Origin of the sequence: Streptomyces sp. NPDC001315, assembly GCF_042896175.1 — a bacterium.
Classification (GTDB): domain Bacteria; phylum Actinomycetota; class Actinomycetes; order Streptomycetales; family Streptomycetaceae; genus Streptomyces.
The window spans coordinates 67,599-94,171 of sequence record NZ_JBIAWZ010000025.1 but is presented as its reverse complement, the minus strand read 5'-3'; the positions used below and the strand labels follow the sequence as shown (position 1 = coordinate 94,171).

The 26,573-nt window shown below is 71.0% G+C and carries 22 protein-coding genes and 3 pseudogenes; 8 read left to right on the top strand and 17 right to left on the bottom strand.

Annotated features, from left to right (window positions below; translation table 11 throughout):
* Positions 1 to 3: 3 nt before the first annotated feature.
* From ACFY16_RS37785 to ACFY16_RS37765, 5 genes are all read right to left on the bottom strand, one after another.
* Positions 4 to 1,473 (bottom strand): AlkA N-terminal domain-containing protein, encoded by a 1,470-nt coding sequence (locus tag ACFY16_RS37785; protein ID WP_390651760.1) that lies wholly within the window; start codon positions 1,471 to 1,473, stop codon positions 4 to 6.
* A gap of 147 nt (positions 1,474 to 1,620) precedes the next feature.
* Positions 1,621 to 2,094, bottom strand: coding sequence for a hypothetical protein (locus ACFY16_RS37780; protein WP_390651749.1), 474 nt, complete (start codon positions 2,092 to 2,094; stop codon positions 1,621 to 1,623).
* On the bottom strand, positions 2,091 to 3,446 hold the full coding sequence (locus ACFY16_RS37775; protein WP_390651748.1) for a hypothetical protein: 1,356 nt from the start codon (positions 3,444 to 3,446) through the stop codon (positions 2,091 to 2,093). The genes ACFY16_RS37780 and ACFY16_RS37775 overlap by 4 nt, the downstream gene beginning before the upstream one ends.
* Positions 3,447 to 3,574: 128 nt before the next feature.
* Complete coding sequence (gene lpdA, locus ACFY16_RS37770; RefSeq protein WP_390651747.1) at positions 3,575 to 4,987, bottom strand: dihydrolipoyl dehydrogenase; 1,413 nt, start codon at positions 4,985 to 4,987, stop codon at positions 3,575 to 3,577.
* Between the two features lie 196 nt (positions 4,988 to 5,183).
* On the bottom strand, positions 5,184 to 9,221 hold the full coding sequence (locus ACFY16_RS37765) for a molybdopterin-dependent oxidoreductase (RefSeq protein WP_390651746.1): 4,038 nt from the start codon (positions 9,219 to 9,221) through the stop codon (positions 5,184 to 5,186).
* On the opposite strand from ACFY16_RS37765, the gene ACFY16_RS37760 reads away from it, so the two are divergent.
* Positions 9,220 to 9,360: a hypothetical protein gene (locus tag ACFY16_RS37760; protein ID WP_390651745.1), complete on the top strand. Its 141-nt coding sequence runs from the start codon at positions 9,220 to 9,222 to the stop codon at positions 9,358 to 9,360. The two genes, ACFY16_RS37765 and ACFY16_RS37760, sit on opposite strands and share 2 nt — an antisense overlap.
* A 258-nt stretch (positions 9,361 to 9,618) precedes the next feature.
* Here the strand turns inward: ACFY16_RS37760 and ACFY16_RS37755 are convergent, their stop codons facing one another.
* From ACFY16_RS37755 to ACFY16_RS37745, 3 genes are read right to left on the bottom strand one after another with little or no spacing between them, the layout of a single operon-like run.
* On the bottom strand, positions 9,619 to 10,407 hold the full coding sequence (locus ACFY16_RS37755) for an ABC transporter permease (protein WP_390651744.1): 789 nt from the start codon (positions 10,405 to 10,407) through the stop codon (positions 9,619 to 9,621).
* The gene (locus tag ACFY16_RS37750) at positions 10,404 to 11,393 is read right to left on the bottom strand and encodes an ATP-binding cassette domain-containing protein (RefSeq protein WP_390651743.1); all 990 of its coding nucleotides are present in this window, start codon (positions 11,391 to 11,393) and stop codon (positions 10,404 to 10,406) included. The genes ACFY16_RS37755 and ACFY16_RS37750 overlap by 4 nt, the downstream gene beginning before the upstream one ends.
* A gap of 27 nt (positions 11,394 to 11,420) precedes the next feature.
* On the bottom strand, positions 11,421 to 12,083 hold the full coding sequence (locus tag ACFY16_RS37745; protein ID WP_390651742.1) for a DUF4097 family beta strand repeat-containing protein: 663 nt from the start codon (positions 12,081 to 12,083) through the stop codon (positions 11,421 to 11,423).
* Positions 12,084 to 12,321: 238 nt separating this feature from the next.
* Here ACFY16_RS37745 and ACFY16_RS37740 point away from each other — a divergent pair, with 238 nt between their 5' ends.
* Positions 12,322 to 13,077 carry a helix-turn-helix domain-containing protein gene (locus tag ACFY16_RS37740; RefSeq protein ID WP_390651741.1) on the top strand — a complete coding sequence of 252 codons (756 nt, stop codon included), beginning with the start codon at positions 12,322 to 12,324 and terminating at the stop codon, positions 13,075 to 13,077.
* Between the two features lie 296 nt (positions 13,078 to 13,373).
* Positions 13,374 to 14,135: a class I SAM-dependent methyltransferase gene (locus ACFY16_RS37735; protein WP_390651740.1), complete on the top strand. Its 762-nt coding sequence runs from the start codon at positions 13,374 to 13,376 to the stop codon at positions 14,133 to 14,135.
* 48 nt (positions 14,136 to 14,183) lie between these two features.
* On the opposite strand, the gene ACFY16_RS37730 is transcribed toward ACFY16_RS37735, so the two are convergent.
* The 5 genes from ACFY16_RS37730 to ACFY16_RS37710 form a co-directional block, all read right to left on the bottom strand.
* Positions 14,184 to 14,693 carry an O-acetyl-ADP-ribose deacetylase gene (locus ACFY16_RS37730; RefSeq protein ID WP_390651739.1) on the bottom strand — a complete coding sequence of 170 codons (510 nt, stop codon included), beginning with the start codon at positions 14,691 to 14,693 and terminating at the stop codon, positions 14,184 to 14,186.
* Positions 14,694 to 14,787: 94 nt separating this feature from the next.
* The gene (locus tag ACFY16_RS37725) at positions 14,788 to 16,200 is read right to left on the bottom strand and encodes a phytoene desaturase family protein (RefSeq protein ID WP_390651738.1); all 1,413 of its coding nucleotides are present in this window, start codon (positions 16,198 to 16,200) and stop codon (positions 14,788 to 14,790) included.
* A 73-nt stretch (positions 16,201 to 16,273) separates the two neighbouring features.
* Positions 16,274 to 16,744 carry a hypothetical protein gene (locus ACFY16_RS37720; RefSeq protein WP_390651737.1) on the bottom strand — a complete coding sequence of 157 codons (471 nt, stop codon included), beginning with the start codon at positions 16,742 to 16,744 and terminating at the stop codon, positions 16,274 to 16,276.
* A gap of 70 nt (positions 16,745 to 16,814) precedes the next feature.
* Positions 16,815 to 17,690, bottom strand: a complete 876-nt coding sequence (locus tag ACFY16_RS37715) for an inositol monophosphatase family protein (RefSeq protein WP_390651736.1) — start codon at positions 17,688 to 17,690, stop codon at positions 16,815 to 16,817.
* 213 nt (positions 17,691 to 17,903) lie between these two features.
* Positions 17,904 to 19,733 carry a gamma-glutamyltransferase family protein gene (locus tag ACFY16_RS37710; RefSeq protein ID WP_390651735.1) on the bottom strand — a complete coding sequence of 610 codons (1,830 nt, stop codon included), beginning with the start codon at positions 19,731 to 19,733 and terminating at the stop codon, positions 17,904 to 17,906.
* Positions 19,734 to 20,223: 490 nt separating this feature from the next.
* On the opposite strand from ACFY16_RS37710, the gene ACFY16_RS37705 reads away from it, so the two are divergent.
* Entirely contained in the window at positions 20,224 to 20,892 is a 669-nt protein-coding gene (locus ACFY16_RS37705; protein WP_390651734.1) for a hypothetical protein, read from the top strand.
* A 28-nt stretch (positions 20,893 to 20,920) separates the two neighbouring features.
* Here ACFY16_RS37705 and ACFY16_RS37700 read toward each other — a convergent pair.
* Positions 20,921 to 21,100, bottom strand: a pseudogene (locus tag ACFY16_RS37700) (nitrate reductase); the annotation flags it as partial.
* A gap of 1 nt (position 21,101) precedes the next feature.
* On the opposite strand from ACFY16_RS37700, the pseudogene ACFY16_RS37695 reads away from it, so the two are divergent.
* A pseudogene (locus ACFY16_RS37695) lies at positions 21,102 to 21,313 on the top strand (hypothetical protein); the annotation flags it as partial.
* A 5-nt stretch (positions 21,314 to 21,318) separates the two neighbouring features.
* Positions 21,319 to 21,600: pseudogene (locus ACFY16_RS37690) on the top strand (IS5/IS1182 family transposase); the annotation flags it as partial.
* A 19-nt stretch (positions 21,601 to 21,619) separates the two neighbouring features.
* On the opposite strand, the gene ACFY16_RS37685 reads toward ACFY16_RS37690, so the two are convergent.
* Positions 21,620 to 21,805: a hypothetical protein gene (locus ACFY16_RS37685; protein ID WP_390651762.1), complete on the bottom strand. Its 186-nt coding sequence runs from the start codon at positions 21,803 to 21,805 to the stop codon at positions 21,620 to 21,622.
* 588 nt (positions 21,806 to 22,393) lie between these two features.
* Here ACFY16_RS37685 and ACFY16_RS37680 point away from each other — a divergent pair.
* Positions 22,394 to 22,609, top strand: a complete 216-nt coding sequence (locus ACFY16_RS37680; protein ID WP_390651733.1) for a hypothetical protein — start codon at positions 22,394 to 22,396, stop codon at positions 22,607 to 22,609.
* Between the two features lie 196 nt (positions 22,610 to 22,805).
* On the opposite strand, the gene ACFY16_RS37675 is transcribed toward ACFY16_RS37680, so the two are convergent.
* Positions 22,806 to 25,400, bottom strand: a complete 2,595-nt coding sequence (locus ACFY16_RS37675; protein WP_390651759.1) for a glycosyl hydrolase — start codon at positions 25,398 to 25,400, stop codon at positions 22,806 to 22,808.
* Positions 25,283 to 25,999 carry an MFS transporter gene (locus ACFY16_RS37670; protein ID WP_390651732.1) on the bottom strand — a complete coding sequence of 239 codons (717 nt, stop codon included), beginning with the start codon at positions 25,997 to 25,999 and terminating at the stop codon, positions 25,283 to 25,285. The genes ACFY16_RS37675 and ACFY16_RS37670 overlap by 118 nt, the downstream gene beginning before the upstream one ends.
* A gap of 146 nt (positions 26,000 to 26,145) precedes the next feature.
* On the opposite strand from ACFY16_RS37670, the gene ACFY16_RS37665 reads away from it, so the two are divergent.
* Complete coding sequence (locus ACFY16_RS37665; protein WP_390651731.1) at positions 26,146 to 26,487, top strand: DUF317 domain-containing protein; 342 nt, start codon at positions 26,146 to 26,148, stop codon at positions 26,485 to 26,487.
* Positions 26,488 to 26,573: the final 86 nt, after the last annotated feature.

Below are 26,573 nucleotides of genomic sequence, written 5' to 3'. Positions count from 1 at the left end.
CCCTTATACGGGAAGGAAGTTGATCGGGTGGCTGTCCGTCGCCCATAGGTACTGAACCGCGTACGCCCGCCAGGGCCGCCAGGCCGCTGCCCGGGCGGTGAGTGCCGCGGGCGTCGACGGAAGGCCCAACTCCTGGGCGGCACGTCGGATGCCGAGGTCGGTGGGGAGGAAGGCATCGGGGTCGCCGAGGGCGCGCATCGCGATCACGTCGACCGTCCAGGGGCCGAAGCCGGGGAGGGCGAGCAGCCGGGCACGGGCCTCCGCCCAGTCGCTGTCGACGCCCAAGCGCAGTGTTTCGTCGGCGAGTTGGCTCACGAGGGTGGTGAAGGTGGTGCGGCGCGTGCGCGGCATCGCCAGCGTCCCGGGATCGAGGGCGGCCAGTGCCTCGGGGGACGGGAAGAGGTGGGTGAGGCCGCCCTCGGGGTCGTCCACCGGCTCGCCGTGCGCGGTGACCAGCCGGGCAGCGTGGGTACGGGCGGCGGCCGTGGAGACCTGTTGGCCGAGCACCGCCCGGACGGCGAACTCGGCCTCGTCGACGGTGCGCGGGACGCGCCGGCCGGGGGCCTTGTCGACCAGGGGTGCCAGGAACGGATCGGTGCGGAGCTGGTCGTCGACCGCGACCGGGTCGGCGTCCAGGTCGAGCATGCGGCGGCAGCGGCTGATGGCGACGGGCAGGTCGCGCAGGTCGCTGAGGGTGAGGCGGCAGGCGATGTGGTCGGGCTGCGGGGTCAGCGCCACGATGCCGTGCCCGTAGGGCAGTCGGAGCGTGCGCCGGTAGGCGCCGTCCCGCCACTCCTCCACACCCGGTACGGCGGTCGCCGCGAGGTGGCCGAAGAGGTTGTCGGGGTTGAGCGGTGCGCGGAACGGGAGTCGGAGGGTGAGGACACCGGGGGTGAGGGCTGCGGTCGCCTTGGGGCGTCGGGTGCGCAGTTCGGTCGGGGCGAGTGCGAAGACCTCGCGGACGGTGTCGTTGAAGGTGCGGATGGAGGAGAAGCCGGCGGCGAAGGCGATCTCCGCCATGGGCAGCGCGGTCGTCTCGATGAGCAGGCGGGCGGTCTGGGCGCGCTGGGCGCGGGCGAGGGCGAGCGGGCCGGCGCCGAGTTCGGCGAGCAGTTGGCGTTCGACCTGGCGGGTGCTGTAGCCGAGGCGGGAGGCGAGGCCGGGTACGCCGTCGCGGTCCACGACGCCGTCCGCGATCAGCCGCATCGCGCGGGCGACCAGGTCGGCGCGCTGGTTCCACTCCGGGGAGCCGGGGCTGGTGTCGGGCCGGCAGCGTTTGCAGGCCCGGAAGCCCGCCTGCTGGCAGGCCGCCGCGCTCGGGTAGAAGGTCATGTTCTCCGGCTTGGGCGGCACGACGGGGCAGCTGGGCCGGCAGTAGATACGGGTGGTCGTGACGGCCGTGAAGAACCAGCCGTCGAAGCGTGCGTCCTTGGACTGGACGGCGCGTACGCAGCGCGCCCGGTCGGCGTGCATCCCGTTGTTCTGCATACGTCCAGCATCGGCCACCGGACAGGCCGGGGCTGGCGGGAATCCGACATCAACCTCGGCTGTCCAGGGCGTCCGCGGATCGCCGTGCGGACTCGTGCGGCAGCCGCGGCGACGACGCCGCGGGGCCGGGGATCAGCCCGCCCCTTCCTGCCGGGAGACCAGCGCCCAGATCACGAACAGGTCGATCGCGATCATGGTGATCGGCCAGAAGAACGCGTACGGCAGGAACATGAACTGGGTGATGAGGCTGAGCGCCACGAAGAACAGGCCCGCGAACCTGGCCCAGGCCATACCCTTGAGCACGCCCGCGCCGGTGACAGCCACCAGGACGCCGATGATCAGGTGGATCCAGCCCCAGCCGGTGAGGTTGATCTTGTAGACGTACGAGCCGACACGGGCGTAGACGTCGTCCTTGGCGATCGCCGAGATGCCCTGCAGGATGGACAGTACGCCGCTGCACAGCATCAGTACGCCGGCGAAGACGATGCCGCCGCTGACCCAGCTGTCCTGACCGCGCGTCGGGTCGGGTCCGTTGCGCGGCCGGCTCCACGCGCTGCCGACCTCGCCCCGCGGGTCTCCGGTCGGGTGTGCTGCGTCCTGGCTCATGCGGGTGTCCTTTCTGTGTCCCCCTGATGCGGTCCCCCGGTGATCGGTGTTCTCCCCGAGTCGTCCTCCGCCACGAAGTCGACGACGCCCAGCGCGAAGAGCAGGGCGAGCGCGAGGCCGATGACGACCCAGCCGGTCGGAAACGGCCACAGGACGTAGGCCAGGACCGCCGCCGCGACCAGGATCCAGTTGATCCACGTACGGAATCGGTGCACGAACGGTCCGACGGGCCCGGTGCGCAGCCCCGCGTGGTCGGCGGTGGCGCGGACGGCGCCGATGCCGGAGTGCCACAACCGCCGTACGAGACCGGCGTGGCGTTCCGGTCCGGTCAGCCAGGCCGCGACGGCGATCACCACGCCGAGGGCGACCACGGTCCGTACCGAGGTGCGCAGGAAGCGGGTCAGCGTGTCGTACACGGACGCCGCGGCGGGCTGCGAGACGCTGCTCGGGAGGTGGTCCAGGTACACGACCCGGAAGACGGTCAGGGCGGCGCCCAGCAGGAGCGTGGCGAAGGCGAAGCAGAGCGCTGCGACGATCAGGGTTGTGCGGCGGTGCCTGGAGAGCAGGACGCCGGCCGCGACCAGCACGACCGCGAGGACGGGCAGCCAGAGACCGGCCAGCTGGAGGAGCCGGAAGTAGGTCTTGACCCTGCCGATCTCGTCGGACCGGACAACCGTGATGTTCGTGTGGATCGCGGGGATCTTCCCCGCGACGGTCATGCCCGAGTCGACGAGGCGCTGCTTGACCTGCTCGACGACCGGGGCGAGATCCACGGTCACCGCGTCGTTCTCCAGCTTCACCGCGCCGCCGCCGCTGCCCGTCAGCGCCTTGTCCACGCTGCTGTGGATCTGGCGGTTGGCGTCGGTCCAGATCCGCTTGAAGGCGTCGGAAGCCGCGACCGCCCGCGCCTTGTCGTTGACGAAACTGCTGACCGCGCCTTCGAGGGAGTTCCCCAGTTTGCCCAGGGCCTTCTCCAGCAGGGGCCGCTGGGCCGGGGCCACGTCCTCCAGCAGCGTCGCCAGGTCGAGGTGTTGTGTCACCGCGGTGGTGACGCGGTTCGCCACGGCGTTCTGGATGTCGGGGTCGGAGGCGAGGGGCGCGACGGTTTCGACGTAGTGGTCGGTGTCGCCGATGATGTCGGCGGCCCAGGCGGCGACCACGCCGAACGGGGCGAGGACGCAGCCGAGGACGATGAGCAGGGTGGCGACGAGCGAGCGCGTCCAGTGCCGCGGGGGGCGCGGGGCCGGACGCGTCGCCTCCAGCGCGGTGATGCGGGCCCGGAGCTGCTCCAGCTCGGTCCGGGAGGCGTCCGCGCCGGATCCGTTCGCTCCGGGGACGCCGCTGTCCGGCATGGCGGGCTCCCTTGTCCGTCGGTTCGTCGGTGCGGACCGGTGGATACCAGGAGATCCCGCCCGTACGGCGGCGGCGAATGCTGCGGGGCCGTCCGGGTGAACGGCCCCGTGGGCTCAGGGTGTCCCTCTCACATGTTGATCATGTGTCCGGCGAGGCCGTGCACCGCCTCCTTGACCGCTTCTCCGAGGGTCGGGTGGGCGTGCACGTTGCGGGCGACCTCGTGGACGGTCAGGTCCCACTGCTGGGCCAGGGTCAGCTCGGGCAGCAGCTCGGTGACGTCCGGCCCGACGAGGTGGCCGCCGACCAGCTCGCCGTACTTGGCGTCGCTGATCAGCTTCACGAAGCCGGTGGTGTCGCCGAGGCCGTGCGCCTTGCCGTTCGCGGTGAAGGGGAACTTCGCCACCTTCACGTCGTAGCCGAGCTCGCGGGCCTGTTCCTCGGTGTAGCCGAAGCTGGCGATCTGCGGCTGGCAGTACGTGGCACGCGGGATCATCACGTAGTCGAGTTCCATGGTCTCCGCGTCGGCGAGCGTCTCGGCGGCGATCACGCCCATCGCCTCGGCCGCGTGCGCGAGCATCAGCTTCGCGGTGACGTCACCGATGGCGTAGATGTGCGGCACGGACGTGCGGCAGCGCCCGTCGACATCGATCGCGCCGCGCTCGGTGACCTTCACCCCCGTGTTCTCCAGGCCGTAGCCGGTGACGTTCGGGGCGAAACCGATCGCCTGCAGAACCTTGTCGGCCTCCAGGATCTGCTGGGCACCGTCCCTGCCGGTGACCGTGACACGCACCTGCGGACCCGACTCGTCGATCGCGTCGACGCGGGTCGAGGTGAGTACGTCGATGCCCAGCTTGCGGTACTGGCGGGCGAGTTCGGCGGAGACGTCGGCGTCCTCCAGCGGGGCGACGCGGTCCAGGAACTCGACGACCGTGACCTTCACGCCGTAGTTGTGCAGGACGTAGGCGAACTCGATGCCGATCGCGCCGGCGCCCGCGATCACGATCGACTGCGGGAGGTCCTCGGCGAGGATCTGCTCCTCGTACGTCACCACGCGCGAGGTGCGGCGGGTGCCGGGCAGCAGCTTCGGGGTCGCGCCGGTGGCGATGATGCAGTGCTCGAAGCCGATCGTGCGGGTGTCGCCGTCGTAGCCGGCGACCTGGAGCGTGTGCTCGTCGAGGAAGGTGCCCCGGCCGTCGAGCTCGGTGATCTTGTTCTTCTTCATCAGGTAGTGGACGCCCTTGACCCGGCCGTCCGCGACCTTCCGGCTGCGGCGATAGGCCTCGCCGTAGTCGAAGGAGACCTGTCCGTCGATCTTGATGCCGAAGGTCTTCGCCTCGCGGGTGACGATGTGCGCGAGTTCGGCGTTGCGCAGCAGGGCCTTGGTGGGGATGCAGCCCACGTTCAGGCAGACGCCGCCCCAGTACTTCTCCTCGACGACGGCGACGCGTTTGCCCAGCTGGGCGGCCCGCACCGCGGCGACATAACCGCCCGGGCCCGCGCCCAGGACCACGACGTCGAAGCGCTCGTCCTGCTCGACCATGGGGACTTCCTTTTCGATGAAATTGAGAGCCGTGGGCCGGGGGTGGTGGTGCCCCTGTGCCCCACGGATTGTTTCGTCCCGGCCTCGTTCTCGCCACACGGTCGGGCGGCGTGGCGGGCGGGCGGGCGAGGTGGTCGTTCGAGCAGGCCGTGCCCTTCGCCACCGTCGCCGGGGGTCACCACCGCCGTCCGGTCGGTCAGTAGACGTCGCGCACGTAGCGCTTGTCGGCGGCGAGTTGTTTGACGTAGGCCGCCGCGTCGGCCTCGCCGAGGCCGCCGTGGACGGTGGCGATGTCCCGCAAGGCCTGGTCGACGTCCTTGGCCATGCGGGAGGCGTCGCCGCAGACGTAGAAGCGGGCGCCGTCCTGGAGCCAAGACCACAGCTGGGGGCCGTGTTCGCGCATCCGGTCCTGGACGTAGACCTTGGCCCGCTGGTCGCGGGAGAAGGCGGTGTCCAGGCGGGTGAGGGTGCCCTCGGCCAGGAAGGCGGTGAGTTCGTCCTCGTAGTAGAAGTCGGTGGCGCGGTGCTGCTCGCCGAAGAAGAGCCAGTTGGGGGCCCGGTGGCCGCCGGCCCGGCGCTCTTCGAGAAAGCCGATGAAGGGCGCGATTCCGGTGCCGGGGCCGATCATCACCGCGGGTGTGGCGGCGTCGGCGGGCGGGCGGAAGTGCGGTGAGCGCTGCACCTGGACCGGCACCGGGGTGCCGGGTTCGGCGTCGGCGAGGAAGGGCGAGCAGACACCGTGGCGGGGACGGCCGTGCAGGTTCTCGTACCGGACGACGGAGACCGTCAGTGAGACCAGGTGCGGGTCGGTGAGCGGGCTGGAGGAGATGGAGTACAGGCGTGGTTGCAGGCGTCCGAGCACCTCGGCCCACTCCTGCGCCCCGGCCCGGACACCGAACTCGGCGACCACGTCGACGGCTTGCCGCCCCCAGGACCACTTCGCCAGCTCACCTTTGTTGTCCGGGCGCAGCAGACGCTTCAACTCGCGTGGGTCGCGGGCGCGTTCGGCGACGAAGCGAAGCAGGTCCGGGGTGATGCGGGTGATGTCCAGGTGGCGCAGCAGGGCCTCGGTGAGGGCGATCTCGCCGATACCGTCGACGTGTACGGCCGTGTCCGTGCCGGTTTCGGCATCCAGACCGGTGGCGGTCAGCCACTCCGCCACGAGTGCCGTGGAGTTGAGCGGCCGGACACCGAGGGCGTCTCCCGCCTCGTAGACGAGCGGGGTGTCGCTGTCGCGGGTGTCGAAGGTGAAGCGGCGTACCTCCTTGCCCGAACCCGGCAGGCTCAGCAGGCGGTTGCCGGTCAGTCGGGCGGTGACCGGGGCAGGCCGTTTGGCGCGGGGGGCGACCGGGGCGGGGGCGGGGTCCGTGCCGTCCTTGAGGGCGGTGAGCACCTGGTCCAGCCAGGCCTCCGCCCGGCTCTCGAAGTCGGGTTCGCAGTCCGTGCGCGGGGCGAGGCGCACAGCCCCCAACTCGTCCATGCGGCTGTCGAGTCGGCGGCCGTGCCCGCAGAAGTCGTCGTACGAGGAGTCCCCGAAGGCGAGGACGGCGTAGCGGCGTCCCTCCAGGCGTCGGGCGCCGGGTGCGGTCAGGCTGTCCCAGAAGCCGGTGCCGTTGTCGGGGGCGTCGCCGTCGCCGAAGGTGCTGGTGATCAGCAGGAGATCGGCGTCGGACGGCAGCGCGTCGGGGTCCGTCTCGTCCATGGCGACGAGGGACGTGGTGTGGCCGCCCGCGGTGAGCCGGTCGGCGGTGGCGGCGGCGAACTCCTCGGCGTTGCCGGTCTGCGAGGCCCAGAGGATCAGGACCCGGCGGCCCGGGGCCTGAGGAGCCGCGGGCTGCTGTGGATCGGCGGGGCCGGTCCGGGAGTACATGCCGGCCAGGGTGCCGTTGACCCACAGGGCGTGTTCGGGGGTGAAGGGCGCGTCCGGCGGCAGCACCGGGACGCCGGGGGCGCCGGAAGGGATCCCGGCGAGGAAGCCGGTGAGGTACTGGCGCTCGCGCTCGGAGAGCACCGGCGGCGGCACGGGGCTGAGGCCGAAGACGGCGGCGGGCGCGGAGACAGCGGCGGGCACGGGGACGGCGGCGGGCACGAGGGCGGACTGTTGTTCGACCTCGGCCGGTGCCGCCGTGCCAGGTGTCTGCACCGTCACCGGAGTGGAGACCTTGGTCAGCGAAACGGCGCACACCTTCAGCTCCGGCTGGAACGACAGCGGGTCGACGGCGTCGCTCGTCACGGCGTTGACGCTCAGGTACTCCCCGAACAGGTCGTTCCAGTGGAACGGCGCGAAGCAGGCCCCCGGGCGCACCCGGTCGGTGACGACCGCGGGCAGCACGGCGCGGCCGCGCCGCGAGGCGACCTCCACCGAGTCGCCGTCGGCGATGCCCAGGCCGGCCGCGTCCTGCGGGTGCAGTTCCACGAACGGGCCGGGGTTGAGCTTGTTCAGCTTGGGCACCTTCGCGGTCTTGGTCAGGGTGTGCCACTGGTGCTGGAGCCGGCCGGTGTTGAGGAGGTACGGGTAGTCGTCGTCCGGCATCTCCGCGGGCGGGATGTGCGGGCGGGCGTGGAAGACGGCGCGGCCGCTCGGGGTGGGGAAGGTGAGCGAGCCGTCGTCGTTCACGTACCGGACGGGGTTGCGGTCGGGTCCGTCGGCGGTGGCGGCCGGCCACTGCACGGGCGTGGCGCGGAGGCGTTCGTAGGTCACTCCGCGCAGGTCGTAGCCGGTCTTCGGGTTCCGGGCGCGCTTGATCTCCTCGAAGACCTGCTCGGCAGTGTCGTAGGAGAACCCGTCCTCGTAGCCCATCGCGCGGGCGACGGCGGCGATGAGCCGCCAGTCGGCCATGGCCTCGCCGGGCGGGTCGGCGGCGGGCCGGGCGAGGGTGAGGTTGCGCTCGCTGTTGATGAGGACGCCCTCGGTCTCGGTCCACAGGGCGCCGGGCAGGACGACATCGGCGTACGCGTTCGTCTCGGTGTCGGCGAAGACGTCCTGGGTGACGACGAACTCGGCGGCCTCCAGGCCTTCGATGACCGTCCTGCGGTTGGCGACGGAGGCGACCGGGTTGGTGCAGATGATCCAGCAGGCCTTGATGTCGCCGTCGGCCATCTTCCGGAACATCTCGATCGTGCCCTTGCCGACGCCGTCCGCCCGGATCGTGCCCGGCGGCAGCTCCCACAGTTCCTCGACGAAGGCGCGCTCGGCGTCTACGAGCACGGAGCGCTGTCCGGGGAGTCCGGGGCCCATGTAGCCCATTTCGCGGCCGCCCATGGCGTTGGGCTGGCCGGTCAGGGAGAAGGGTCCGCTGCCCGGGCGGCAGATCGCGCCGGTCGCGAGGTGCAGGTTGACCAGGGCGTTCGTGTTCCAGGTGCCGTGCGTGGACTGGTTGAGGCCCATCGTCCAGCAGCTCGTCCACTCGCCTGCCTCGCCGATCAGCCGGGCGGCCTCGCGGAGGTCGCCCTCCGGGATGCCGGTGAGCTCGGCGACGGCTGCGGGCGGGTAGTCGGCGAGGAACTCCGGTATCGCCTCCCAGCCCTCGGTGTACGCGGCGATGAATGCGGGGTCGGTGTGGCCGTTCTCGTGCAGGAGGTGGAGAAGGCCGTTGAGCAGGGCGAGGTCCGTACCCGGTTCGATCTGGAGGAACAGGTCCGCTTTCTCTGCGGTGGCGGTGCGCCGCGGGTCTACGACGATCAGCTTGGCGCCCGCCGACTTCACCCGGTCCATCATGCGCAGGAAGAGGATGGGGTGGCAGTCGGCCATGTTCGAGCCGATGACGAGGAAGACGTCCGCCTTGTCCAGGTCCTGGTACGAGCCGGGCGGGCCGTCCGCACCGAGCGACAGTTTGTAACCGGTGCCGGCGCTGGCCATGCACAGCCGGGAGTTCGACTCGATCTGGTTGGTCCGGATGAACCCCTTGACCAGCTTGTTCGCAAGATACTGGGCCTCGAGGCTCATCTGCCCGGAGACATAGAGGGCGACCGCGTCCGGTCCGTGCTCGTCGACGATCGCCCGCAGCCGCCGCGCGGTCTCGGCGATCGCCGCGTCCACGGGTGCGGGCTGCGGCTCCTCCCCGCGGTCCGACCGCACGAGGGCCGTGGTCAGGCGCCCGGGAGCGGACAGCATGTCGGCCGCGGTCGCGCCCTTGGTGCACAGCCGGCCGAAGTTCGCGGGGTGCTCCTTGTCACCGGACGCCTTCAGGACCGTACGGCGGCCGTCCGGGCCTCTGCCGATGTCGAGGACCATGCCGCAGCCGACTCCGCAGTACGAGCAGACCGTCCGCACCTTCGATGTGCTTTCGGCCCGCGTGTCCGGCGCGGCCACGGGCGCCCCCTATCCGATGATCGGCCTGGTTTCGACCTTCCACGACCGTACGAAACGCTGATTACGCGTATGTCTCTTCGGCTGATCATCGGGCGTTAAGCCCGTCGCACAGCCGCGCGGCGGCCGATGTGAGCGCACACCGTGTCCAACCCCCGGGGATCAATGGAACCGTGGCGGATTCCAGCCGGCGATGTTCCGCGGAGCGAGCCCGGCGGATGACCGGGAACGCCGACGGGGCGGCGTACGCCGATGCGGTGTCGGCGGTACGCCGCCCTCGGGCGGGACGGGTTGCGGGAGGTGGCCCGCGCGCTCATGACGGTTACTTCGGGTCGCGGTTGAACTGTGAGGTCGACCAGCGGTAACCGAGCGCGGCCAGGGCGATGGACCAGGCGATGGCGAGCCATCCGTTGTGGCCGATCTCGGTGCCGAGGAGGAGTCCACGGAGGGTTTCGATGGCCGGGGTGAACGGCTGGTACTCGGCGATCGGCTGGAACCAGCCGGGCATGGCGTCGATGGGGGTGAACGCGCTGGAGATGAGCGGCAGGAGGATCAGCGGCAGCGCGCTGTTGCTGGCGGCCTCGGCGTTCGGACTGGCCATGCCCATGCCGACGGCGATCCAGGTGAGCGCCAGGGCGAAGAGCGCGAGCAGCCCGAACGCCGCGAGCCACTCGAGGATGGTGGCGTCGGTGGAGCGGAAGCCGATGGCCACGGCGACGGCGCCGACGAGGACCACGCTGGCGATCGACTGCAGCACGCTGCCGACGACGTGCCCGATGAGCACGGAGCCGCGGTGGATGGCCATGGTGCGGAAGCGGGCGATGATGCCCTCGGACATGTCGGTGGAGACGGACACCGCGGCCCCGATGACGGTGCTGCCGATGGTCATCAGCAGGATGCCCGGGACGATGTAGGCGATGTAGGCGGAGCGGCCGCCGCCGCCACTGATGCCGGCCCCCATGGTGCCGCCGAAGATGTAGACGAAGAGCAGCAGCAGCATGACCGGGGTGAGCAGCAGGTTCAGGGTGAGGGAGGGGTAGCGGCGCGCGTGCAGGAGGTTGCGGCGCAGCATCGTGCTCGAGTCGCGTACGGCGAGGGAGAGGGCGCTCATCGGTCAGCCTTTTCGGTCTGGTCGGGCACGGTGGTGGCGGTGAGGGCGAAGAAGACGTCGTCGAGGTCGGGGGTGTGCACGGTCAGCTCGTCCGCCTCGATGCCGGCGGCGTCCAGTCGGTCGAGGAGCAAGCGCAGCTCGCGCTGGCTGCCGTCGCCGGCGATCTGCAGTGACAGCGACTCCTCGAGGGGGGTCCCCCCGCTCGAGCGAAGCCGAGAGGAGGGGAGGGTGACGTCGTACAGCGCGGCAGCGGCCGACCGGTAGGCCGTCGGGTCGGTGAAGCGGAGTCGGACGTGCCCGCCCGACACGAGCCGCTTCAGCTCCTCCGCGGTGCCCTCGGCGGCGATCTTGCCGTCGTTCAGCACCGCGATGCGGTCGGCGAGTTCGTCGGCCTCCTCCAGGTACTGAGTGGTGAGGAAGACGGTGACACCGTCGCTGACGAGCTCGCGGACGATCTGCCACATGGTGTGACGGGAACGCGGGTCGAGGCCGGTGGTCGGCTCGTCGAGGAAGATGATCCGGGGACCTCCGACAAGGGTCATGGCGATGTCGAGACGGCGCCTCATACCCCCGGAGTAGCCGGCGGCGGGCTTCTTCGCCGCCTCCACCAGGTCGAACCGCTCCAGCAGTTCGGCCGCGACGCGCCGTCCCTCGCGCTTGGACAGATGGTGCAGGTCCGCCATGAGGAGCATGTTCTCCTCGCCGGTGATCAACCCGTCGACGGCGGAGAACTGCCCGGTGACACCGATCGCGGCCCGCACCCCGTCCGGTGACGTGGCGACGTCGTGGCCCGCGACCCGGGCCTGGCCGCCGTCGGCGGTGATGAGCGTGGACAGGATCTTCACGGCGGTCGTCTTGCCGGCGCCGTTCGGGCCGAGCAGCGCGAACACGGACCCGGCCGGGATCCGCAGGTCGATGCCGTCGAGCACGACCTTGTCGCCGTAGGACTTGCGCAGATCGTTCGCCGCGATGGCCAGGTTCGTCATGAGGAGTGCTCCCTTGGAGGACGCGGGTCAGAGGCTGCGGGCGGTGATGTCGCCCTGGGAGGTGGTCGCCCGGATGTCGAGCTCGGCGGTGCCATCGTTCTTGAGGCCGTTGCTGATGCGGCCGTAGGAGGTGCCGGCGTCCAGGGAGGCGGAGACCCCGCGGGCGGCGGCGACCGAGATGTCGCCGGCCTCGGTGCGCAGCACGACCGTGCCGCGCACGGCTTCGGCGATCCGGATGTCGCCCCTCGCGGTGCTGATCTCCGCGGCGCCGCCCAGTCGGCCGACCTCGACGTCGCCGTCGGTCGCGGTGAGGCGGACGCTCGCGGCCTCGTCGATCTTGCTCTGGCGGTACGCGCCGTCGAAGACGACGTCGCCGAGCCGTCCGACGGCCCGGAATTCGGCGCCGGCCGCCTTCGCCTCGACCCGGGAACCGGCGGGCAGCTGGACCGTCACGTCGATGGACCCGGAGGGGCCGAGGTACTGGTTCTTCGCCGGGACCTCGATCCGCAGGACTCCGTCGGCATATTCGACCGTGGTCTGCTCCGCCGCTTGTACATCGCGGCTCTTCGAGGCGTTCGCGGGCAGGACCTCGACCGTGGTGTCGGCCCGGTCGGCGGCGATGAACCGGAGGCGCCCCGCGGGGATGTCGAGGACGGCGGCGATCGGGGCGGGGGTGTCGAACTTCTGCATCGTGTTTTCCTCTGCTCGTTTGCTCGTCGTTTCTGACGATGGAAAAGCTACGTTGCGTTTGAAGTTCAGGCAACTGCTTCGTTGCGCAAAATCAGCATCAGCGCAGGTAAGAGCTAGAAAACTGTTGCAATGATTTCGAGCTTAATGCAACAGTAGTCACCTGTTCGTTGCAATGGATCAGGAGTGAACGCTATGCTGGAGGCGCCGAGAACCACGAAGGATCACCAAGGAGATCGCGATGCCAGGAGGCAGGCTCACCCAGCCCGAACGCCAGCAGATCGCGCTGGGACTGGCCGACGGCCTCGCCTACGCGGAGATCGCCAGGCGTCTCGACCGCCCCACCTCGACGATCACGCGTGAGGTGATGCGCAACGGCGGCCCCACGGCCTACCGCGCCGACCTGGCCCATCGCGCCACCGAACACCGCGCCCACCGGCGCAGGCAGGCCGCGCCCCGGGGGCCGCAGGCACCCCCGCAGGCCCACGGACGCGACGCCGAGGCGGTGCGCGAGTACGAGGAGATGTTCACCACCGTCATGATGCAGTCGGGCATGCCCAAGATGATGTCCCGGGTGATGGCCTGCCTCTGCCTCACCGACGCGGGCAGCCTCACCGCGTCGGAACTCGTCCAGCGCCTCGAGGTCAGCCCGGCGTCCGTGTCCAAAGCGGTCGCGTTCCTCGAGAGCCAGGGCATGATCCGCCGGGAACGCGACGAACGCCGCCGCGAGCGCTACGTCGTCGACGACGACGTCTGGTACCAGTCGATGATGGCCAGCGCTCGGTCCACCGCCCACATCGTCGGGATCGCACGGCAGGGCGTCGGCGTCCTGGGCCCCCGCACCCCGGCCGGCGCCCGCCTGGAGAACATCGCCCGCTTCCTCGACTTCGTCTCCGAGAGCATCGCCCGCGCCGCGGAGCAGGCCCGCGACATCCTCCACACGAAACCCGAAACGACCCCGGACGGCACCGCCGAGCCAAGGTCGGATCTCGGATAGCCGGCCTCGGCGACCACCGCCGTGACGTCGGCCACCTTCCTCGCCGACGGACGGAGTGAACACCTCCGCCGACTCGCGCGCGGACACGGTGACAGCCATCCAGCCGCCGCATACGAGAGCTGATCCAGCGCTCACCTGGACGGCCCAGCCCGTCGCGCGGTGCCGCCACCAGGACGGCCACTGTGGTGACATCCGGAGCGAGAGGCACCGGGAGGGCAGAGGGAGGCACCGATGGACGGGGTGGCTGTCGCACGCCGTCACGTGGCCGGGTGACATGGATCCGAGAGGCGGAATCGATGACCGCACACGTGTACGTCGAGATGACGGACGCGAAGCGCGAAGTGGCCGACCTGCTTCCACTGGACGCGCCGGTCGAGGAATGCGAGGCGGTCCTGCAGGAGATCCCGATCTGGTTCCACACCTTCGCGCTCAACACGACGGCCGGCCTGTACACACGGGGCGTCGCTCGCGACCACCGCTACCGCATCCCGTTCCTTCCGGCCGACTTCCGTGGCGTACGGGTACTCGACATCGGCACGGGTGACGGCTTCTACGCCTTCCTGGCGGAGGCACGCGGGGCGGAGCGGGTCCTGGCCGTCGACAACGAGCAGTACACGCACACCGTCAGGGAACGCTGGGGCGTCGAGATCGCCGGAGGCGAGGCATTCCGCGCCGTCAGCAAACTGATCGGGTCCTCGGTGGAATATCTGCGGGCCGACGCGACCGAGTTGGCGACGTCGGCGGAGAGGTTCGACTTCGTCTTCTGCTGCGGGATGCTCCACCGGGTGGAGAACCCGCTCGGCATGCTCCGGACACTCCGCGGGCTCCTCAACCCGGGCGGCGAGATCCTGCTGGAGACCTACGGAATGTCCGGACAGAGCGACGACGCCTCTCCGGTACACGTACTGGCCGCCGGCGACGATCTGCACTACTGGGGCTTCAGCGCCCCGGCCGTGACACGGCTGGCCGCGTGGGCCGGGCTCACGGAGACGGGCGACACGGAGGAGCGGACGGTCGACGGCCACCCCCGGATCATCGCGACACTGCGCGCCACCTGAGCCGGGACAGGGCGGGCGCCTTCGTGTGCAGGTGCACTACGGCGCCCGTCACTGGACCTGCCTGGCGAACGCGTCGTAGGCCCGGTCGCCGAAAAGGACGAACCTGACCTCCTCGACCGCCGTCCGTGTGGCCCGCACCGTTTCCACGGCGATCCGGGCGGCGTCCTCCATCGGCCACCCGTAGATACCGGCGGAGACTGCGGGAAACGCGACAGTACGGGCGCCCAGCTCATCCGCGACCCGCAGCGACTCCCGATAACAGGAGGCCAGCAGCTCCGACCGGTCCTGCTCCTGGGTGAATCGCGGACCCACCGTGTGGATCACCCAGCGCGCGTCCAGCCGGCCGGCGGTGGTGGCGACCGCCTGGCCGACGGGCAGGCCCTTGCCGTAGTGGGAGGCGCGCAGCTTGCGGCAGTCCTCGAGGATCGCGGGGCCGCCGCGCCGGTGAATGGCGCCGTCGACGCCACCGCCGCCGAGCAGGGAGGAGTTCGCCGCGTTGACGATGGCGTCGACGGACTGCTCGGTGATGTCGCCCCGGGCGAGGGTGATGGTGGTCATGGCTGTCTCTATACCCGCCGGCCGAAGCCGAACATCACCACCGCCACCGCCACCGGCACCGGCAGTGACCGTAGGCCGGAGGGTGCGCCCGCTCCTACGGTTGTTGCCGCAGCCTCCGCCACACGGCCTTCGCCGCGTTGTGTCCCGACATGCCGTGGACGCCGGGGCCCGGCGGGGTGGCCTGCGAGCAGATGAACACGGCCGGGTGCGGGGTGCTGTAAGGGAACAGGGACAGCTTCGGGCGCAGCATGATCTGGAGTCCGGACACCGCGCCGGTGGCGATGTCGCCGCCGACGTAGTTGGCGTTGCGGGCGGCGAGTTCGGGCGGGCCTGCGGTGGCGCGGGCGAGGACGCGGTCACGGAAGCCCGGTGCGAAGCGCTCCAGTTGGCGTTCTATGGCGTCCGTGAGGTCGCCGGTCCAGCCGTGGGGGACATGGCCGTAGGCCCAGAAGACGTGCTTGCCCGCCGGGGCCCGGCCGGGGTCGACGACACCGGGCTGCACCGTGATCATGAACGGTTTGTCGGGCGCCCGGTTCTCCCGGGACGCCGCGCGCAGCGCCGCGCCGATCTCCGCGCTGTCCGCGCCGATCTGTACGGTGCCGGCGACCCGCGCCTCCTTCGCGGTCCACGGGACCGGACCGTCCAGCGCGTAGTCGATCTTGAAGACGCCGGGGCCGTACCGGTACCCCTCGTAGTACCTGCCGAAGCCCGCGATACGGGCCAGCGCGGTGGGCGAGGTGTCGAAGACGTACGCGCGGGCGGGCGGCAGGTCGTCGAGGCGCTTGACCTCGTAGTCGGTGTGGATGATGCCGCCGAGGTCCTGGAGGTAGGCGGCGAGGGCGTCGGAGACGGACTGGGAGCCGCCGCGGGCGACGGGCCAGCCACGGGCGTGCGCGGCGAGGGCGAAGACCAGGCCGACGGCGCCGGTGGCCAGGCCGCTGAGCGGGGCCATGACGTGCGCCACGAGGCCGGCGAAGAGGGTCTTGGCCCGCTCGTCGTGGAAGCGGCGGGTCAGCCAGGCCGACGGGGGCAGGCCGACGAGGCCGAAGCGGGCGAGGGTGACCGGGTCGCGGGGCAGGGCGGTGAGCGGCAGGGACATGAAGTCGCGGACCAGAGTGTCCCACTTGGGCAGGAACGGCTCGACCAGCCTGCGGTACACCCCCGCGTCGCGCGGCCCGAACGAGGCGGCGGTCTCGGCGACCGACCGGGACAGCACGGCGGCGGTGCCGTCGGTGAAGGGGTGCGCCATGGGCAGCTCGGGGTGCAGCCATTCGAGGCCGTAGCGTTCGAGTGGCATCGCTCGGAAGGCGGGTGAGTTGATGCCGAGCGGGTGCGCCGCGGAGCAGGGGTCGTGGCGGAAGCCGGGGAGGGTGAGCTCCTCGGTGCGGGCTCCTCCGCCGATGGTGTCGCGCGCCTCGAAGACGGCCACGGAGAAGCCGCGGCGGGCCAGCTCCACGGCAGCGGTCAGTCCGTTCGGCCCCGCACCCACCACGACCGCATCGAGCATCGACGGCACCTTCGGACTCCTTCGTCAGCCGACGGCCACTGGGGATCAGGATATGCCGGGGGACTGACAAGCCTCACGGTGCGGGTGAGTTCGGCGGCGTGACACGGTGGTTTCGGAGCGGGGCCGGGGAGTCGGGGGCGGATCGCTGGTTCGAGGTGACCGACGACGGGCAGCTGCTGCGCGAGGCGGGCTTCGGGCCTGACGGGAGCGCGCGGGCCGTCTTTTCGGCGCCCGATCTCGCCGGGCTGCGGGAGGAGTACGGAACGCTCGGTGGGCAGCTGTACGCCTCCGCGTACGGACAGTCGACGTTGGGCGTGGCGTCGGAGGCGTCGCAGTCCTCGCCCGGGGAACCGGTGACGGCCGAGGAATTCGAGGCGTCGTGGCACCGGGCGCTGCGGTACCGGCACGAGCTGGGCAGATACCGCTCCGGGCCGCTGCCGAGCGGGGCCGGGGTCACCGGGACGATCGCGCCCACCCCCTGGCCGCACGGCCGCTCCGCGTCGACCTCGGTCTGTCCGTCGACGGCTTCGTGGACGTCCTGCACCTCTCCCGCTAGGGCGCCGGCCGGCTGCCGGTCGGCACGGTGCCGGAGTTCGAGATGGTCACCGTGCTCCTCATGCCGGAGAGGCGCGCTCCGCAGATCGGACTCCGCCCGACAGCAACCCCACCACCCGGCGAGCCGTGGCCGCGTCCCGCGCCGCCGTGAACGGCAGGGCGTTGCCGCCCGTGATGCGGAACGGTTCGCCCGTGACGGTCAGGTGGGCGCCGCCGGCCTCCTCGACCAGCAGCAGCCCCGCCGCGTGGTCCCAGGCCGCCTCCCAGGAGAAGGCCGTGGCGTCCGACTCGCCGCGGGCGACGGCGAGATACTCCAGGCCCGCCGAACCGCAGGCGCGCGGCGCGACCCCGTCCGTCCACAGACCGAGCAGGGTGCGCTTCTGCTCGTCGGTCGTGTAGTCCGGGTGGGAGGTGGCCACCTCCAGGTCCCGGCCGGGTGCGGGCGGGCCGGCGAACAGCCGCTCGCCGTCCAGGAAGGCGCCGCGGCCCCGTACGGCCGTGGCCAGTTGGTCGCGGGCCGGCGCGTACGTCCACGAGGCGAGCAGGGCCCCGCCCCGCGCCAGCGCGACCAGGGTGCAGAAGCCGTCGTCGCCGTGCACGAACTGCCGTGTCCCGTCGACGGGATCGATGATCCAGACCGGCGCGTCGCCCTGTATCGCCTCGTACGTCGCGGGGTTGGCGTGCACCGCCTCCTCGCCGACCACGACGGAGCCGGGCAGGAGGGCGCCGAGCGCCTTGGTGAGGTACAGCTCGGCGTTGCGGTCGGCGTCCGTGACCAGGTCGTGCGGGCCGCTCTTCTGGTCGACCTCGTGCGCGGCGAGCCGGCGGAAGCGCGGCATGATCTCGGCGGCGGCCGCTTCGCGCAGCGCCTCCTCCACGTCGGTCGAGTGGCGTGCGAGAAACTCGTCGATGGTTTCCGTGATGTCTTCGGGCATGTCCACATGAGACCACGTGCCACTGACAATCCCCGCACGGCCGGTGCACAGCGGGTGGAATCGGCATGAACACCCGGCGCCGGGGCGTGCCGCCCGCTCCGGAGCCGGGACTGAACCAACCCCCCCCGTGCCAGGCCCCGAAGGTTCGCCCCGGCGACGCTCCCCTACGACGCACCCCTTCGGCGGGCCCTACGGCAGGCCCCCCTGCGCCCCTCAGCGTCCGACCGCGTAGCCCTGCATGCCCCGCGGGTTCGCCGCCGCCGACAGGATCCCGGTTTCCGGGTCCCGGGCGACCGCGCACAGCCGGCCCTCGGACCAGGGGTCCGCGACGGTCACCTCATGGCCGCGCCGCCGCAGCCCGTCGACGACGTCCGCGGGCATACGGGACTCCACGGTCACGCTCCCCGGCCGCATGCCGCGCGGGTAGAAGGAACCCGGGAAGCCGTCGTTGTGCCAGTTCGGGGCGTCGATCGCGCCCTGCAGGTCGAGGCCGCCGCGCACCTGCTCACGCAGGGCGACGGCCAGGAAGAAGTGCAGCTGCCACTGGTCCTGCTGGTCCCCGCCGGGCGTGCCGAACGCCATGACCGGCACCCCGTCGCGCAGGGCGATCGAGGGGGTGAGGGTGGTGCGGGGGCGGCGGCCCGGGGTGAGGGAGTTCGGCAGCCCCTCCTCCAGCCAGGTCATCTGGAGGCGGGTACCGAGCGGGAAGCCCAGTTCGGGGACGACGGGGTTGGACTGGAGCCAGCCGCCGCTGGGCGTGGCGGCGACCATGTTGCCCCAGCGGTCGACGACATCGAGGTGGCAGGTGTCGCCGCGGGTGGCGCCGTCGGCGCGCACGTCCGGTTCGCCCGGCACCGGGGACGACGCCGGGCCCTTGGCGACCGTCGGCTCGCCCGCGCCCATCGGGTTGAAGCCGGGGTCGTCGGCGGCCACCACGTGCGCGTGCGCGCTCAGCCGGGGGCTGCGGCCCCCGGGGGCGCCGGGCCGCAGCTCGTACGAGGCCTTGTCGCCGACGAGCGCCCGCCGCCGCACGTTGTACCCGGCCGACAGCAGGTCGTCGAGCGGCACGTCGGCGGCGTCCCCGTACCAGGCCTCGCGGTCGGCCATGGCCAGCTTGCAGCCCTCGACCAGCAGGTGGACGTACTCCTCGGACCCGTACCGGGGCAACTCGGGCGGGAGCAGGGCGAGTTGCTGGAGGAGGGCGGGGCCCTGGCTCCAGGGGCCCGCCTTGCACAGGGTCCAGCCGTTCCAGTCGTACGTCGCCGGCGCCTCGTAGGACGCGGACCAGCCGGCGAGATCGGCGGCCGTGAGCGTGCCGGTGTGGCGCTCGCCGCTGGTGTCCATGGTGGGCCGCCGCGCCTGCCGTACCAGCGCCTCGCCGACGAACCCGGTGCGCCACACCTCCCGCGCGGCCTCGATCTGCGCCTGCCGGTCGCCCGCCCCGGCGACCTCGGAGAGCAGCCGCTGCCAGGTGGCGGCGAGGGCCGGATTGCGGAACAGCCGGCCCGGCCGCGGGGCCTGCCCGCCCGGCAGGTACACGTCCGCGGACGAGGTCCACTCCGTCTCGAACAGCTCCCGGACGGTCTCGACGGTCGCGCCGACGTTCTCCACGGGCGCGTGCCCGTGTTCGGCGTACCCGATGGCGTACTTCAGGACGTCGGCGAGGGGCTTGGTGCCATGGTCGCGAAGCAGGAGCATCCAGGCGTCGAACGCGCCGGGGACGGCGGCGGCGAGCGGCCCGGTCCCGGGTACGAGATCCAGACCGAGTCCCCTGTAGTGCGCGACCGTGGCTCCGGCGGGCGCGACGCCCTGCCCGCACAGCACACGCACCTCGCCGCCCGCCGGGGCGAGCAGGATCGGTACCTCGCCCGCGGGTCCGTTGAGGTGCGGCTCGACGACGTGCAGCACGAAGGCGCCGGCGACGGCGGCGTCGTAGGCGTTGCCGCCGTCCTCCAGGACGGCCATCGCCGACTGGGAGGCCAGCCAGTGCGTGGACGACACCATGCCGAAGGTGCCCTGGAGGGTGGGTCGGGTGGTGAACACGGGCGGACTCCTCACACGCGGCGGCCGGTCCCATGATCGTACGCACGCGCCTGTGGCGGCCGCCCTCGGCGCCGTACCGGCCCTCAGCGGTGGGTCCCGCACCAACGGACTCCACGTCAGGTCCGGTCGGTTGCGTGAAGCGTGCGGTGGCGGGGAACCGGCTCCCCGGCCCCGGCGGCCGGCCCGGGCGGGGCCAAGCGGCGCTCCTCGCGCAACTCCCCTGACCGTTATGACCGTTCGAGAAGCCGTGGCACGGGCCGAGCATCAGAGCCACTCGGCGTGGCCCCCGGCGGCGGCAGCCGGTCAGGTCCGCCCGACCCACCGCCACCCGAGCGGACAAATCAATACACACGGCGCATGAGTTACCGGCCCCTGTGATCGCACAGGCACGCAGCGAGTTCGCACTTCCACCCCCCAGGGAGTCGTGTGACACTGGCGTCCCGTCCGCAGTGTGGACACCCTCCGCACCGACCCCCACGAGAAGTGCGCCTTGCGTTCTCTGCCACTGCCGCTCGCCCTCACCGCGCGCCTGTCGCCGGTCGTCGTGCTCGCCGCCGCCGGCTGGTCGCTGACGTCCGGTCCGTTCGCCCCGACATCGGCGGCCGAGCATGAACCGACCCAGAAGACGCCCACCTCATCGTCCTCCGCGCCGTCGTCGACGGCGGAGTCGAAGTCGTACGCCTCCGCCCCCGCACCCTGCGCGAGCGTGGCCGCGACGACGGTCAAGTCGCTTGTGCCGGGCGCCAAGACGGCCGGCAAGGAGATCCCGTCGACGGACACGAAGGTGCGCCGCACCTGCTCCTGGAACGCGCTGAAGGGGTACGACTACCGCTGGCTCGACGTCTCCTTCGAGATCACGGACTCGGACGAAGCGGCACAGAAGGCATACAAGGAGCGCGTCACGGAGAAAAGCGGCGGAGGGGATGTTCCGGGTCTCGGTGACACCGCCTACTCGATCGTGAACCTCACCACCGAGGACAAGCAGCAGACACGTGAGGGCGAGGTGATCGTCCGCGCGTCCAACGCGCTGGTGGTCATCACCTACAACGGCAGCGACTTCGAGTCGAAGAAGGCGCCGGGTACGGACGAGATCAACAAGGGCGCCATCAAGGCCGCCAAGGACGCGGTGGCGGCGTTGGAGGGCGGTCAGAAGGGCTGACGCCCTCCGACCGCCCTGCGGGCACGCGTCACACGGGGGTCTCCTGCCGGCCCCTGAGCAGCATCAGCACCACGTAGAGCACCATCGAGGTGCCCAGGCCGACCGCCCAGCCGTAGTCCGCGAGGGGTTCCAGCGCCGGGATGGGCCGCCCGTCGATCAGCGGCTTGAAGCTGGCGCCGCCGACGGCGAGGACACCGCCGGTCACGAAGGGCTTCGAAGAACAGAACGGGCAGGACACCGGGACGGATCCCGGACGGGAGGAGCGTCGACTCATCCGGCGTCGGCGAAAACTCCGGCTGAAGGCGGCTCTCCTCTGACGCTCCAGGGGCGGACTGACAAGAAGGTCCACCTCGCCGCCGACCGCAGATGCCGTCCGCTGGCGTTCGTGCTGACCGCGGGCCAGGCCGCGGACAGCCCGCAGGCAGCAACCGGGCCCACCTGCGCAGACGCGGCATCAAGGCAGTGATTCCGGAGAAGAAGGACCAGGCCGCCAACCGGAGGAAGAAGGGCTCCGGGGGCGGTCGGGCCGTCAGCCACGACACCGGCCTCTACAAGGAGAGGAACACTGTCGAGCGCCTGATCAACAAGCTCAAGGCCTGGCGAGGCGTCGCCACCCGATACGACAAAACGCCTCAGAGCTACCTCGCCGGCCTACACCTGCGCGCCTCGATGATCTGGATCAAAGACCTCACCCGGACCGCCCGTTGATAACGACTCAATACGCGCCCTAGCCGTCGGCCACCATCGCGATGTCGCCCACCGTCCACGGCCGCCCGGCGCCGCGGACCTTGCGCTCCAGCCCGGCACCGTCCCAGTGTCTGCTCGACTTCCGCCACACCTGTCCCTTCTGCTCTGTACGGCCCTGCGCCGCAACCGGGTTACGACAACCGGCGGCGCCGTTCGAGTCCGGCACGTTCGCAGATTCCAAAGGCCGCAAGGCGGTGCACCCGATGGCCAGTTGCCGCTGAAGCGGCGGGTGCCCGACCGGTTGAGTGCTGTTCGCCGAAAATGGTCATCGCCTTCGACTCGGGTATCCGCTGAGGGCCTGCCAAGACGCCAGGGAGGACGGGAACCGAACGGTGCCCCAGGACGTCGCAGTGGCGTCCGATGGCACGAAGGAGTGGTCATGATCGTGGAGGACTGCAGACGCGGCCGAGGACCTTGGCCCTCGCTCGCGGCTACCTTGGTGGCCCTCTCCTGTCTCCTGACCGCCTGCGGAGGCAGCAGCGGCTCGGAGGCAGACTCGGCACCACCACGCCCTTCCCCCACCCCATCCACCACCACGTCGTCGGCCAGCGGAGTCAGCACGTCGAGCAGTCCCAGCTCGCCCTCCGCGACGAGGTCGTCAACGCTCCCGACGTCGCCGTCGCCCCGAGCCCCAAACCCGCACGGAACAGGCCCCGCGACCCCCGGATGCCTCGCGGGCTCCACCACCATCACCCACGGCCCCGAGGACCCCTCAGCCCGCACCCTGTGCGTGCGATCCGGTACGACATTGACCGTGATCCTCAAGCCTCGGCCCCAGGGGGCATGGCCGCAGCCACGCAGCAGCAGCCCCATGCTGGCGCTGGTGACGTCGACGGCCACCGACAGCAACGGCGACAGCCGGGTCACGGTGCGGGCCGCGCGCACCGGCTCCGCGACCGTCACCTGGGGTCCGCAGAGCGCACCCCTCTTTACGCTCCGGCTGAGTGTGGCGGCGTACCCGGTGCAATGAGCCGAACATACGGCGGTCCGTTCTGACCAGCCGGAACGGCCACATGCGACTTCCAGGCTCCGGCCGGCGAGTTCCGCCGCCCGGACCACCGCGCAATAGGACCTGTCCATCTGCGACATTCACCGAGATCGCCCTCTGCGCAGGAGGGGTGACCCCGGAGGCCGGGATCACCCCTCATCTGACTGCCGGGTGTGCGTCAGTCGCAGTCGCGCACCTTGATGGTGTAGATGCCGCGGCCGTGGGTGGCCGCGTACAGGGTGCGGCTGTCGGGGCTCAGCTTCAGCTGGAGCACGGCGACGGCCGGCAGCGAGCCGACGCGCTGCCACTTGGTGTGGCCCGGGGCACGGTAGACGACACCGAGGTCGGTGGCGACGGCCAGGCCGCCGTTCGGCAGGACGATCGCCGAGTTCGTCGGCACGTCGGGGAGGTTCGCCGAGACGTCCTTCCAGGTGGTGCCGCCGTCGGTGGACTCGAAGACATGGCCGACGCCCGCGCCGGGGCCTTCGGTCCAGTGCCGGGAGAAGCCGTTGACGGCGAGGAAGACGTGGTCGGCGTTCTTCGGGTCGATCGCGAAGCCGCTGAGGTAGCGATTGGGCACCGTACCGTCCACCGGCAGGCTGATGTCATGCCACCCGGTGCCGTCCGCGTTGCCGACGGAGATGCCGCGGGCGAAGCCCTGGTTGTTGCAGGGTCCGCACCAGGCCGCGTAGACCTTGCCGCCGGAGGCGGCGACGGCAGTCGCGGTGCGCCCGGCGCCGAGGTCGTACACGCTCTTCCACTCGTCGCCGCTGCGGATGGCGTAGCCGTGGGTCTGCACCCAGATGTGCCGGCCGCCCGCGACCCACGTCGAGCTGCTCTTCAGATCGGCCGCGAGCGGGGCGATGAAGCGGGCCTCGCCGGTGGCGTTGTCGGCCGGGGCGACGTTGTACGACGTGGCCTTGCTCGGGTCGGTAACCCAACTGCCGTCGTTCACGCCGCAGTTCTGGGTGACCTGAATGGCGAGGTAGACGTACTCCTCGGCGATGTTGCAGCCGTTGGCCGGGTCGGTGAGCGTGTCGCCGCCGTCGCCACCGAAGTTGGAGCCCATCACGCTGTCGTTGCTGCGCAGCACGGACTGGCCGTTGTCCTGGAGGCCGCCGGTGACGGAGACGCCGCCGTGGTCGAGGTCCTTGCCGACGCCGACCGAGTAGTACTGCAGGGTGTCGATGGTGCCGTCGTTGAGGGAGGTCCAGTCGGTGGCGTGGCCGGAGGCGTCCTGCGAGCCGTTGACCGGGCGCTTGTAGACACCGCCGTCGTTGCCGACGTACACGAAGCTCTTGCCGTGGTAGCTGCCGATCGCGACGCCGTGCTGGTCGGAGTGGGTGGTCTGGTTGCAGTCACCGGTCTGCTTGGCCGGATCGATGGACCAGCAGGAGAAGTTGAAGTTCCAGTACGGCCCGACGGTCGACCAGGTGGTGCCGCCGTCGTTGGTCTCGTAGACCTCCTCCAGGCCCGCGTACACGTGCTTGGGGTCGTTCGGGTCGACGGTCAGGAACTGGTTGTACCAAGCCTGCACGCCCGGCATGTAGCCGCTGCTCGTCAGCGCCGAGCCGTCGGCGGCCAGCTGCTTGTAGTCGGCGACCTTCGTCCAGGGTCCGAACGGCGAGGCGGCGCTGTAGATGCCCTCCAAGCCGCTGTCCGGGTTGGTCGCCAGCTGCTCCGGCGACTGGTCGATGGCGTAATAGCGGGAGCCGTCGGCGGAGCGGGCGAAGGTGACGTTGCCGACGTTGTCCGCGTCGGTCGGCAGGTCGCCGAAGCCGCTGGTGATCCGCGTCCAGGCGCCCTTGGAGTTCTTGGTGTAGAAGCCGTTGTAGTCATCGCCGCTGCGCCAGCCGACGGCCAGGATCACCTTGGACGGGTCCTCGGGGTCGATGGCGATGTCATTGGCGATGTTCTTGTACGCGGCCGAGGGGTCACTCGCCAGTGAACCGCCCGGCAGATAGTCGGGGTTGGGCGCGAACTCCAGCTTCCAGGCGCCCTTCAGCGTCTTGGTGGAGTGGCTCCACACGCCCTCGCTGGTCGCCGCCCACACCTTGCCGCCGCCGAAGCGCAGCTCATGGATGGTGGTCGACTCCAGCTCGTCGCCGCCGACCCGGCTGCGGGCGGAGAACGTGCCGTCGTGCGGGTGGGACAGGACGTAGACACCGCTGCCGAGGTAGGCGTCCGCGTTGGTGGTCGCCTCGCCGGTGCCCAGCCACAGCCGGCCGGCCCCGTCCAGCGCGAGCGCGCCGGTCGACTGCGAGGGCAGCTTGTCGCTGATGGGCTTCCAGTTCCCGCCGCCCCGCTTCGAGCGCCACACGCCGCCGCCGGCGCTGCCCGCGTACACGTAGCCGTCGTCGTCGGCGGCGATCGCGGCCATACGGCCGGTCACATTGCCCGAGCCGCCGCTGGAGTTGGAGTCGATGTCCCGGTAGCGGGAGTCGTCGGAGTTGTACGGCAGATCGGTGACATTGCGCCAACTGCCGCCCGTGGAGGGCAGGTTGGTGAGGTCGTCCCAGGCGGCGCCGTAGGCGCCGGGCGCGACAATGCCGGGCGAGGTGCGGGCCTCGGCGTACTGGTCCGCGCCCTCGGCTATCTCGTCGGCCTCGTTGCCGTCGTCCCCGTCGTCGGCCTTCAGCTTGGGGCTGATGGTCCCTATGGAGTGCTCGCGTTCGGCGGCAAGCTGGGCGAGAGTGCGCGCCCCGAACGGGCTCTTTGTCTTGCCTGCCGCAGCGCCTGCGGGTGTCGCGACGAGTGCGGCAGATGCGGAGATGGCACAGATCGTGAGCCATCGTCTCTTACGGGTTGGTGCTGACACCAGATCCTCCGAAAACGGGTGGTCATACAGCCGTCGTGGAGAACCCGATCACCGGCCGCAGAAGACGTCCGGCATTTGGTCAAAACTTGACCAGAACCTGTCATCCTTCCCTGGGCGGGCGGTTCGCCCTGACGGTCCGGACCGAGAGCGCGATGGCCAGGGTGAGCGCGACGCCGCCCGAAATCAGCAGTGGGAGGCGGCCGTTGGTATCCCAGGCGAGCCCAGCCCATCAGCAGTGGGAGGCGGCCGTTGGTATCCCAGGCGAGCCCAGCCCAGAGGCCTGCGAGGAGCACGGCCACGCCGGTGCCGCCCTGGTAGAGGCCCTGGGCGGTGCCCTGTTGGCGGTCGGGGACCACGGTGGAGATCCAGGCTTTGCCGACCCCGTCTGTGCAGGCGTTGAAGCCGCCGTACAACGGCAGCACCACGAACACCATCCACGGGCTGTGGATGAGGCCCAGCCCGAGGTAGCCGACCGAGAAGAAGGCAAGGCCGGCTGAGAAAACGAGAGGCCGGGGCAGCCGGTCGGAGAGGGCACCCGCGAGCCGCTGATTCATTCCCCGGCCCGCCGGCCTCTCCCTCGGCGGCCAGTTCGCCCACGGCAGACCTCACCTTCCCGGAAACGACTACGCACTTCGGCACACCGCATGTCAACGTACGGACCACGGGAAAAGCCGCAGGTCAACGAAGGGACCGTCCACTCGTGAACGCCTCCAGCACCCTCCTGCCCGCCGTCGTCCGCCCCGCCGCGGAGGATCGTGACTGGCTCTCCAGCGACCACTGCGCGGGCCCGGTGCTCGAACTGCTCGGCAGACTCGGCTGGGCGATCGTCGACACCCCGGAGGCCAACGTGCACTGCACCAGCCCGGACCGCCGTGTCTACGTCGGCTGGCTCCCCGAGGACACCACCGCCTGGAAGCGCGGCATCGTCTGGCAGATCCGGGTCCTCCCGTCCGACGCCGAGCCCTGGATCCAGGAGTTCGGCCTCGACACCCCCTCCGAGGCCGTGGCCGGTTTCCTTGCCGCGCTCGTCGCCGGCCGCTGAACCACCTGGCAGCCGGTCTTGCGCGACCGGCTCCGCCTCGAGTCCGCTGACGCTCCACCACCACACACGCTTCACCCGCCCATCTC